This window comes from Plectonema cf. radiosum LEGE 06105 (assembly GCF_015207665.1).
Taxonomy (GTDB): Bacteria; Cyanobacteriota; Cyanobacteriia; order Cyanobacteriales; family Nostocaceae; genus Rivularia; species Rivularia radiosa_A.
Map to the genome: position 1 here is coordinate 38,869 of NZ_JADEWL010000038.1, position 10,633 is coordinate 49,501.

Here is a 10,633-nt window from a genome sequence, read left to right on the forward strand (position 1 = left end):
GGTAAAGCAACAGCAACCGTCACCACCTACCCCACCACAGTCCCGCCCTTTACTCCAAGGTAGTTTCATAAAAATTTTTAATTTTTGTGCTATTTAGGGATTTTGAACAACAAGATACTTCCTTGTTAATTGCGCTTTGGCTTTTGCTTCGGTTTGGGATTACTACCTATGTGGTTTTCAATTCTTTGCAGTTTTACATACGCATATCCCATTTGCTCTTTGGTTTTATAAATCTGCTCTTGTGTAAAGTGTGATAACCCAGGTGGTGGTGAAATCTCAAAAACTGCTCTAGTAACTACTGCTAATATCACACAGAAAATCAACATTAAGAGAAACCAACCTACCAAGGTAAGCAACACATCAACTCTACAAATCAAGTCCAAAATCCTGTTTTTTATTCGTTCCCAAATTCTTGATATCCCTATCTTTTGGCGCTGTACTATGGTAGCTGCTATCTTCTTCTGGTATCTCGCTAAGTCCTCTGTCTCCCTCCTTATCTTGCTCAACTCCCTGTCGTGATAAGTCGTCAATTGATGCATTTGGTATTGGCTCAATTCCATTCTCAATGGCTGATTGCTCGTCAGTGATTGGTTCAAGCTCACTAACTGTTGTTTCAACGTCGGTATTTCTTGCGCGACGTTTCTCAAAATTGGTGAGATTTCGCTCAAGTTCTTCAATTGCTCCGACTGTTCTTGTGATGTTAAATCGAGCGCGTTCAATGCTGTCCCAAGCTTGTTGCACCTTGCTGCTAAATTGTTGATTGTTTCGCTTTGGTCTGCCGCTGCTTTCAGCTGCTCCGCTGTTAGTTCCGTCCACTCGTCTAATTCTCCTTGAAGTTCTTCAAATAAATCTTTCCAATCTTGAGGTGCTGTTTCTGTTAACTGTGCCAAGTAACCGATATATTGCACCAAGCGAAACGCTGGGTCTTCTGGTCGCATTCCAGAATCCATAGCAAAACGCAACACTTCCGCTTGGAATACTGGTGGTTTGTCTTCTAATAACTTGTCTAAATGAGATGGTTGTTTTTTACCTTTAGAAGCCATGAATTTACCTCACACAAAAAATTCTTCTTTCCATTGGTCAATTCTTACTTTTAGTAGTCATTTATTTACCTCATACAAAAAGTCTTTTTAAGATGGTCGCGGTGCTGAAAAATTACTTTTTACTTTAAAGGGGGTTGTAAAATTGGGATGCATTGTACGTTAAGCAATTAACTTATTCAATTTTTTTTAGAGAAATATGCTCGGAGTACCATGGTGGATTTATTGAAACGCTTGGGATTGAGAGTTGCGGGTTTCAGTTTCTATTCACTTAAGCCCTAATAGAATTTCTGCTTTCTCAAAGTTACTTTTAGCTGTGTCCACCCACCCAAATAATCTCGACTGATTGCTCAATGTAAGAGCATCATGTTCCAAAGCTTCGGAGAAGGACAAATCATTCGAGTCAATGAAATCAAAAATATCGTCAAACAATTCTGGTAAATCTAACTCGATTGCACCATAAGATAATGCCGTTTGCCGTGCTTTGGAATTGTTGTAGCGGGTAAACTTTTCTCCGGTTCCCCAATACAAGTTTTTGACCAGCACATAATCTACTCGATTACCGCAAAACTCCAACAATCTTTTTAACTGCACCACCGAATCTTTTACCCGACCCAAAACACTAACCATCGTGATGCGATAACCCAAACGTTCTGCATTTTGAAATAAATGAATATCGTCAGCCAAACTCTCAAAATATTCAGCAGCACCAGCAGGTAAATCTACCAAAGAAACTTGAGGGGATAAAGAAAGTAAATCATCTTGCAGTGCATCTGCTCCACCTCTTTGATTTAGCTTGAGAGTTTTAACCCCCTCCGAAACCTTGTTGTAATGTCTCCACAATTGTGGATTTGATGGGTCACATTCGTAAGCAATACAATTAACATTTTTTGAGCGATAAATATCTAAAAGTATTCGAGCTACAACGCTTTTACCCGTCCCCCCTTTATCACCCGTTATCATCACAATTCTTCTCAAAGTTTGTGACTTTTTAGATTTCTCACTTTTAGTACTTTTAGCTTTAGTCATAAATCGTCATCGCTATAGATTTGAGGCTGAAAACTATGTGCATTACCCGGTGACTTTGAATCTTTCCTATTACCTTTTTGAGCTTGAGTTTTTACAGGATTTTCTTCTTGAGATTTAACTTTTCTTGACCGTGTGGTTTGTCTCTTCAAATTGCTTTTATTTCCGTTCTCAATTGGTTGACTCGATTCAGCATTATGTCTTATAGAAGTACTCTCTTCTCCCTTCTCTAATTCATCTCCTTCAACTTCCGTTGTCTTCTTATTTTTACGGCGAGTGTTCTTATTAATCTCACTCAATAAATACTTCAATCGGCTACCGCTGATATTAATACCTAACCCAGATAACACTTCTGCAATTTCTTCATAGGTATAATTCTTTTTCAAGGCTCCATTTATATATCGCCTCATTTGACGAATAGCTTCCTTAGCAGAAACATCGGGTAGCTCCTTCGGTTTCAATTCCTTTAATGCGTTGATAGCTTCTGGAATCAAATCCTTATCTATCCTGTCCGATTCTTGTTGTGATGTAGTCACCGTATTGATTTATATACCTCCAGGAAGGAATGAAAAATTATATTGAATTTCATTGATATAAAATACGAATGTTGTTGTTATTTTTATTCAAATCTAAGACATCATCACCACTTTATATTCTCTCCAAAAAATATTTTAAATTCTGTTGACTCTTCTCTAAAAAAGTAATCCTGTAATAGATATATTTTAAATAAAAAAATAAAAATTATGGAAATATTTATACTACTTTCGACAGATGTTTTTGGATTAAATTAGTTAAAACATTAAATTTAATCCGTCTCCGGAGTTTTATCTCATTTCATTACTCCTGCATGGTATGATATTATTTAATATTTAAATACGAACCTTCGCTCATATAAATAGATGTAAGATTTTTGTATAACTGAGCGCTCCGGGGTTTCAATCTTCCTCGTCTTCTAATTTGTTTTACGACTTCCGAATTTTTTAGTCGTGGAGCTTTACTCGTCTCCCCTGGTTTTTTTTAGTAGGCGGCGCGTGAATGCCGCCCGATTCCGAAGTTCTGGCGATGTGAATTCCTTCTACTCTTCTCGTCTTCCCCCAGTCTCGGCTCCCCAGTTTCTCGTTCTCAAGAAGGCTTCCGGTTCCGCTAGTCCTCTCGTCTCCCGGTGCGTGGGTTAGTAGCGAGTCATGCCTTTTAGCTAGCGCTAAACCTCGCGTAGCTCGGATGGCAGGCTCGCTTAAGTGGGAGTATCCCCCTTAAGAAACCCCCTTTTGGAGTTGCGTCATAAATACTCGTTATTACTCCGTTCCTTATGCCACGTCGTTGTACATCCAAAGCCACAAGACGAACACACATTTATCAAGTGCGATTAAGTGACTTGGAATTAGATTGGTTACGCATGAAAGCTATTGATGCTGGAGTGCCTCAAAGTGTTTTAATACGCCGCTTAACTTTAGGTAAACCATTACCAAAAAGAATCAGTAAAATATCGCTCAAAACTTATCAGGAATTAAGCCGAATTGGAAACAATCTTAATCAGCTTTCTAAAGCATCTAATACTGCTATAAAAATGGGTTGTCAACCGCCAGTTGATTTAGAAATATTAGAGGAACTTTTAGACGTAGTTATAAGCGTAGGAAGACAACTCACACAACTTATAGACTGTGACGAGGATTCAGAAGAATTAGATGAGGATTTAGTTGATGATTGGGAAGCAGAAGAAGGGTAGAGGATTTAGGGGTTTATTAGATTATTTAGAACAAGATTCGGACGATACATTAATTGGCGGTAATATGTTTGGTGAGAATGCGAGGGAATTAGCAAAAGAATTTAAAATTTCTAGACAACTAAACCCAGAAGTTGAACGCGCAGTTTATCATGTATCTTTATCCGCTGCACCCGATGATTATATAGATGAAGAATTGTGGAAAGAAATTGCTCAAAAGTATCTTGAGAATATGGGCTTTGACTGCAACCAATATGCAATTTACAGACACTCCAATACTGACAACGACCACATTCACATTGTCGCTAGTCGCATTAGATTAGATACCGGGAAAGTAGTGCATGATGGTTGGGATTATTTACGCTCAGAGAAGGTACTGAGAGAAATAGAAAAAGACTATGGTTTATTCCAAGTAAAAAGTAGAGAAAAGCAACAAAAAGCGCCCAGCACGGGACAAGTTAAACGTATTGAAAGAGAACAGGAAGAATATGATAATGGTCTACGTCAAACACCACCAGAAAAGCCGATAAAACAGAAGTTACAACAAGTAATTAATAAAGCAACTTTGGATAAACCAACACTACCATTGATGATTGCCAGATTGCAGATAGAAGGTATTCAAGTAAGAGCCGGATTTACCCGTACTGGTAAATCAAAAGGGATTTCATATTGCATTGACGAACAAGCATTTAGCGGGACTAATTTAGGTGCTGCTTATACGTTCAATGGATTGCAAAAACATCGGGGAGTAGATTATCAATCAGAACGTGATTCGGAACCCATTAAAAAACTAATATCTAATCCCAATTTAGCTCTTGAAATTGCTCAAAGATATCACCAGCAGCAAGAAGAATTAAAACGACAAAAACAAAAGTCTAAAGGTATTGAACGATAAACAATAATCCGCTTCAAATAAATGCTCGGATTTTAATCCCGGCAGACGACTGGTGGGCGCTCATTCCGCTTCACTCCACTCGCTCGCCCTAGCGGTACCAGCACCGCCCACTTAACTATCGGTTGGATGATTAATTACTAGTAGGGCGGGCTGGCACTCCGCTACGCCGCTAGGTCGCCACCAGTCGTTAATTTTAAATAACTAGAAATAGTTGTATAAAAATATAAAATTACTCAGCAGGAATTGCAATCGATTAACGGTTGCACAAGAAAATTAACTGAAAAAAGTTTAAATATAAATTGCAAACGTTGATGTCCCAGACAACTACAATTCGGATTTAATCCCGTGTCACCCAATTGGTATTTAAATATATATATTTACAACACGTTGACACCAATAAACATTTCACCCCTCTACACCAACCCCAGCTTTAACTAATTCCCGCTCCAACCAAGCTTGCAACACCCCATCCCTATCGTCGTCGGGCGGCACAAATTCATAAATCATGTGACGGTTGCCCCTACTTCCCTGACGGGCGATATATTGCAGCTTGCACCCCAGCTTTGACAGCAGTTTTTGCACTACTGCAATGGGCGAATCTTTATCAGAAATAGTAATGCCCAGATAATTTTTAATAATATACTTGTACTGTTTGGCTAATTGCTCCGTGCGCTGCACTTCCGGGTCAATCTTCTTCCATTGTTTACCCGGTTCCATTATGGTTGACACGCCCAACTCTTCTAGCAATCTTACTGACCCCAAGAACTGCCCCCGGTTAAAATCGGGTTGCCACACTGCCCCCGAACCTTCTTCTAGCGCTTTTTTGGCTTTGCGGGCATCGTGTGGGACGACGAACTGACTACCAATGGTGAGATAATAGTACAGCCGCAATTGGGGATACCAGCCGTTATCGTCTTTTTCTACAATATCTGGTGTCACCGGCACATCATAACGTTTCTCCAGTTCAGTTTTGCGTTCTCGGTAGCGTTCCTCTTGTGTTTTAGCCCGTTTTTCTTTGGCTTTTACGTACTCGCTATCCGTATAAGTTTCTGAATTACTTACTGCAATACATTCTTCTTCATATAAATTATTTCTGACTTCTTTTACCTGCTCGGCTACTTCCACAGCACTTTCTTTTGATAAAAGCAATAAATAAATCATCCAGCTGTGACGTTCTTCAACGGGAGAAAGCCCCATAAGCCCCGAATTTTTGAGCAACATATATTTGGAACGATGGGACAATTCTTTACAAGCAAGTCTTTGGGAAGCCGGAATAATGTTATAACCATCCGCAGCCAGTCCTTCTAAAATTGTTTCTCGGTAGCGTGCCATACCTGCATTAATTACGCAGGCTTTGGCAGCCCAGGTATTGAGCGATTCCCGTTGGAATCCCCAATCAATTGCCCCAAAGTCATAATCTTCTTGGTGATCCGCAGCTGTCAGTAATTGTATATTGGCTCTTGTAGCCGCATGAGAGCTCAATATCAGCGAACGAATCGAGGTAGAACCGTTACCAATCCTGCAACCCCTCAAGCCATATTGAGAAATCCAAACGTGACGGGGTACCGTTTCTCGCAAACGCGCCAGGGTTTGTCGGACTGAGTTTTCTGGCTGTACGCCGCTTGCTATACTCCATACCCCAGTAAAATGATTTTTCAGGTCAATTGACACCCCGGTTTCCAGGCAAGGGGAAACAATCACAATGTCATATAGGGGTAAAATTTCGTTTAAACGAGAAATACAGCCATAAGCTTCATGATTGGGGTCGGACACGGATTCCGAATCAATTCGCAAGATGCGCTTGCCAGGAAAACGATTCCGCAGCATTTTCTCTAATGCTTGGGTACTCCAGCGAGATTTAGCTTTTTGGGCAGTACAGCATACTAACGGTTTCCCCCCCGCTTTAATATCTTCTATAAGTTCTGCAACCAACTTACGGGGGTCTTTGCCTTCATAAACGTAACAATCCCCCGCTTGATGTTGGTATTCGTTAACAATTACATATGGCTTGACATCAAATGTCACAGAAGAACGCACGAACTTAATATCAACGTCGCTGACATCAGCAGAAGACAGGTAAATTTTTCCTTCGCTGCTGCTCAAAACATTTTCAAATAACTGCATTAAGTTGCGTAAAACCGTTACCCGATGTTTTTTAACCTCCGTATTACTATTTAAAAGATGCCAGAACACCTGGTCTGCTTCATCAACGATGACAACTGCATTTGACCAATCCCAGGGGTCAAATCTTGCCGATGATTGTTTATGCATGGAATCGACACATAGCCCATAACCCAAAACTCCACCAGTCTCCGATGTTTTAAGTTCTGTAACATAATCAATCCCAAAGCGGTTGCATAACGCTTCTCCCAGCTGTACGCGATGGGTTAACACCAAAACTTTTTGGGAGCGTTCTTGGGCTTTAGCCACCTCAGCAACCAACCATTCGGTTTTACCAGTACCTTTAGCCGCTTTAACCACAATTAATTTGGCGCGTTCGGGTACGGACAGTTCACCAATAAACCGCTGATTGAGCGCTACGTCGGGTGGATAGGTCAAAAGGGTATACAGGTTCACTTGCCATTTTGAGAGGGGTTGAGCGGCGTTGTAGAGCGCGTAAAATGCATCTTTACCTCTGGCTGCTATAAAATCATCAACTCCCTTCTCTCCCCCATAAGGTAAATCAATTATTTTTACCTGACAGCCACCCTCTACAAGCAAACGCGCCGTTTTATAAATTGCTTTTCTTACCTTAAGAACCGTTTCCGGCTTGCTGTCGCGGTCAAAGCATATGTAAAATTCTCTGCCTGGGGTACAAAAGAATTCCAAATCTGGAATTAAAAACGGTTTACCTGCCTTTGACGAGAAGCCAGAACCAAAACCCTTTCCCCTTCTGCCTTCTGCCTCCTGCCTGCTGCCTTCTTCATTTTTAGGATTGCGGTAGCCACCGTTAACCCCAGGAAGAGAAATAGCAGCATAGCCAGCAGTTAGTAACGCCCCTGCCTTCTTAGCGCCTTCGCATAAGGTGATGGGTACGTTGTTCTTCCACACCCAATACCAGAAACCCTTCGGATTGTGCTTGTCTTCTTCGCTTATAGGGATACCACAACGCTCGCTGACTTTCTCCCAAATCGCATCCGGGACGTAAAGTAAGAACACCCGCGTCGGTTCTAGGGGAGGATGTTCGTATTTGATGACTTTGTTAACTTTCTTTGAGTCATTTCTGGGGGAATTGGGCTTAAAGCATCCCCACTCCATCTCCTTCCAACCGTTTAACGGATCAATCCCATTGCACCACCAGCCCCCATGCTCAATGTGGCAATATCTTTTTAAATCCCTGTCCCGCAAGCGTCCGTCATTACGGCGAGAGATTTTGGGGCTGTAAAGTAAGTAATCGTAGGGCGTGTAGCCTTCCAATGATTTGACATTGAGCCGGATGATTTCTTCGTCTACGGCGCTATCGAGCCATTCTGTAAGGTGGGAATGTTCTAAGAAGCGCTCGGATTGGAAGTATGGCAAGCCTTCTGGGGAATCGGAAGACGTGGTGGGAATTTCCCCTTCGTCACCACGTTCAGTTATTTCTTGTCCCCGCATTCTCGGGTTGGGGCGTTCCTGCGTTCCCTTGTCCCCACGTTCCCGTGTGGGTAAAGGTGTGATATTTGGTTTTATTTCGTCAAATTCGCGGGTAAATGCCATTTTTTTTGTATCCTCCGATGATTTTTCTTCTGTTCATCGGGGCTACTTGCTTTTCTAGGGGTGGGGTGTGGTATGAGATTGACCCATTCCCGGTATTAGTGTTAAACCAGCAGAACTAAAATTGGGGCGCTATCTAAATAGGCAGAATTGATAAATTGTCTTTGGGTGTTAAAGATTTGATAATTTTTTTTGTAATGCAGATGCAAGAAAAATTATTTATGGCTTTCTCAATAACTGGTGTAACCCATATATAGAGAGCGTATTGACTAAAATCAACACCGCTTTTTCAATTTCTGTCAATTGATATCACCTGAAAATAGTTGTGCAAGGCGCGACCCCCAATCGCTTAGACATTGTTAAATTGGAATTGCTTTTTAACGGTTGGCTGTTTGTTCCCATTTCTAGTACATGAACAATGCCTATATGGGGTAAACAACCGCGTATATGTTGATGAACAATGTCAGATATGAAGCAAGCAGCAACCGATTTCCTACGACTAAAGTCGCCGCGTCTTACTCCAAGCGCGTCTTGGAGCAGTCAAGCTTGACCCTAGCCTGTGGATGGCGAAGGAATGTAGAAAACAGTTTATGACTGAAAATCAAAGTATTCACGACAATATCCTCCTGATTGGAGGCATTTAGCCGTTAAATTTCTCCCATTAATACTCGTGGCGGTTCTAATCTTGAACTAAATCGTTTTTTCGACTGCTTTCTCAAGATGTCTGTTGTTTTCAGCGTCGGCTTTATCAGCTGATAACGCATCGAATAATGATGATTAAACTCGCAAGCTAGAGTCAAGAGAAACTGTAGAGCTAAATGCCTTTTCTTTTTTTTTCAAAAAGGCATATGATTCTCTCACCCTTGTATGCTACAATCACAATCAAGGGTGAGTTGAGTAGAGTCGTTGTGTTTCAAACAAGCAGTTTGGTTCGTGACCTTGCCAAGTCTTTTCTGCCAACACTGATGTTTTAACGGCTCACCTGATTATTTTTACTATCTAACATATACTCCTGATGTTTGCTGAACCTCCTTTATCTGTAGATTGAACTAAGACTTATTTGCAGATTTACTGTGACCATGTTAACACTTTTCGGCTTTTTTAAAATAAAATTGCCGATAAATTTGTGTTGACTTTTTTTCTCTCTGAAAATAGTTTCCCTGCAAAGCGGAAAATCAGTTACCAAACCGTACATAGGTATTATTTACTAATAGTTTCTTTGAGCGCATTACAAAGTTCTTCCCTCAATGAATCACAGGGGAATTACTATTAGAAAAGCCGGACTAAAATTTGTTTCAAGTTAAAGTATTTCTACACACAACGGAGTTCGATGATGTGTATAAAACTTACGAGGGAACTGTAAACAATAAAAAATGTATCTGTTACCTTCTTAAATATTATTCCTCCTTCAAACAATAAGAAAACTCATATCATCTTATAGGAAAAGCTGTTTACTTGATGAACGAAGAAGTAAAAGAAAACAAACATTAACTATTGGAGTGGCTATACTGCCTCAACACTTCGCAGGTGCTGTCCCATTCCTGTCATTAATTTGAGTAGTTATTGCAAGAATCATTTTTGATATCAACCCCATACACAGCTCCGGCATAATGTCATCCTATATATCGCGCTTTACTACATAATCTATATTTATAGTTCAAGGTGAGGTCGTATATACCAACGTATAGATAAAGGCAGCTTATATTTTGATGGAAAAACAAGGTTTTGGCATTACCGGAAGATAAGTTTTGCTTAATGTGGGGGGAAGTGTAACGAAAGAATAGGGGTTTAAGGCTGATTTAACTGTTAGTTAAATGTTTTTTTTACTAACAGTTATGATTTATCATAAAAATATGAAAGAGTTCAAACGCTTGCCTAATAAGGAATATAGGTCTAGGGAGTATCTTACACCCAAAGAAATACATTCTCTGCTGAAAGCAGCGCTTTCTTATGGTCGAAACTGTGTCAGGAACTATGCTTTGGTACTGTTAATGTTCCGTCATGGGCTGCGATTATCTGAAGCCATTAATTTAAGATGGGATGCGATATCTTTTGCAGACCGTGAAATTTTTGTCCAGCGTTTAAAAGGTAGTGATAGCAGCGTTCATCCTCTTGTTGATGACGAAATTGAAGCTTTAGAAAAATTACGGGCTTTGGAGCATGATGATGTGTATGTGTTTATTGGGGAAAGGGGTCAACGCTTGACTTCTGCTTCCGTACAAAGATTGATTACTAGATTGGGGAAAAACGCAAAAC

7 protein-coding genes are annotated in these 10,633 nt (G+C 40.5%); 3 read left to right on the forward strand and 4 right to left on the reverse strand.

The genetic code is table 11. The annotated features are described in order from the left end of the window. Positions 1-125: 125 nt before the first annotated feature. The 3 genes from IQ247_RS13550 to IQ247_RS13560 all read right to left on the reverse strand — a co-directional run bounded on the left by IQ247_RS13550 (position 126) and on the right by IQ247_RS13560 (position 2,602). Positions 126-1,043 carry a DUF6753 family protein gene (locus tag IQ247_RS13550; RefSeq protein ID WP_193920778.1) on the reverse strand — a complete coding sequence of 306 codons (918 nt, stop codon included), beginning with the start codon at positions 1,041-1,043 and terminating at the stop codon, positions 126-128. A gap of 264 nt (positions 1,044-1,307) precedes the next feature. Continuing rightward, on the reverse strand, positions 1,308-2,069 hold the full coding sequence (locus IQ247_RS13555; RefSeq protein WP_193920780.1) for a P-loop NTPase family protein: 762 nt from the start codon (positions 2,067-2,069) through the stop codon (positions 1,308-1,310). Further along, a complete protein-coding gene (locus tag IQ247_RS13560) occupies positions 2,066-2,602 on the reverse strand; it encodes a hypothetical protein (protein WP_193920782.1) in 537 nt (178 codons plus the stop codon). Before IQ247_RS13560 ends, IQ247_RS13555 begins: the two co-directional genes overlap by 4 nt. A gap of 773 nt (positions 2,603-3,375) precedes the next feature. Here IQ247_RS13560 and IQ247_RS13565 point away from each other — a divergent pair. Both IQ247_RS13565 and IQ247_RS13570 read left to right on the forward strand, forming a co-directional pair. Then, positions 3,376-3,792: a plasmid mobilization protein gene (locus tag IQ247_RS13565; RefSeq protein WP_193920784.1), complete on the forward strand. Its 417-nt coding sequence runs from the start codon at positions 3,376-3,378 to the stop codon at positions 3,790-3,792. Further along, entirely contained in the window at positions 3,767-4,684 is a 918-nt protein-coding gene (locus IQ247_RS13570) for a relaxase/mobilization nuclease domain-containing protein (RefSeq protein ID WP_193920786.1), read from the forward strand. The genes IQ247_RS13565 and IQ247_RS13570 overlap by 26 nt, the downstream gene beginning before the upstream one ends. Before the next feature lie 405 nt (positions 4,685-5,089). Here IQ247_RS13570 and IQ247_RS13575 read toward each other — a convergent pair whose 3' ends face one another. Beyond that, entirely contained in the window at positions 5,090-8,380 is a 3,291-nt protein-coding gene (locus IQ247_RS13575; protein WP_228059723.1) for a plasmid replication protein, CyRepA1 family, read from the reverse strand. Positions 8,381-10,230: 1,850 nt separating this feature from the next. Between IQ247_RS13575 and IQ247_RS13580 the strand changes: the two genes are divergently transcribed. Beyond that, on the forward strand, positions 10,231-10,633 hold a 403-nt coding region (locus tag IQ247_RS13580), incomplete at its 3' end, for a tyrosine-type recombinase/integrase (RefSeq protein ID WP_193920788.1).

What these genes read in the sequence shown, in the direction of transcription:
- IQ247_RS13550 (WP_193920778.1), bottom strand. Translation starts at nt 1,043, where the DNA reads ATGGCTTCTAAAGGTAAAAAACAACCATCTCATTTAGACAAGTTATTA.
- IQ247_RS13555 (WP_193920780.1), bottom strand. Translation starts at nt 2,069, where the DNA reads ATGACTAAAGCTAAAAGTACTAAAAGTGAGAAATCTAAAAAGTCACAA.
- IQ247_RS13565 (WP_193920784.1), top strand. Translation starts at nt 3,376, where the DNA reads ATGCCACGTCGTTGTACATCCAAAGCCACAAGACGAACACACATTTAT.
- IQ247_RS13570 (WP_193920786.1), top strand. Translation starts at nt 3,767, where the DNA reads ATGATTGGGAAGCAGAAGAAGGGTAGAGGATTTAGGGGTTTATTAGAT.
- IQ247_RS13575 (WP_228059723.1), bottom strand. Translation starts at nt 8,380, where the DNA reads ATGGCATTTACCCGCGAATTTGACGAAATAAAACCAAATATCACACCT.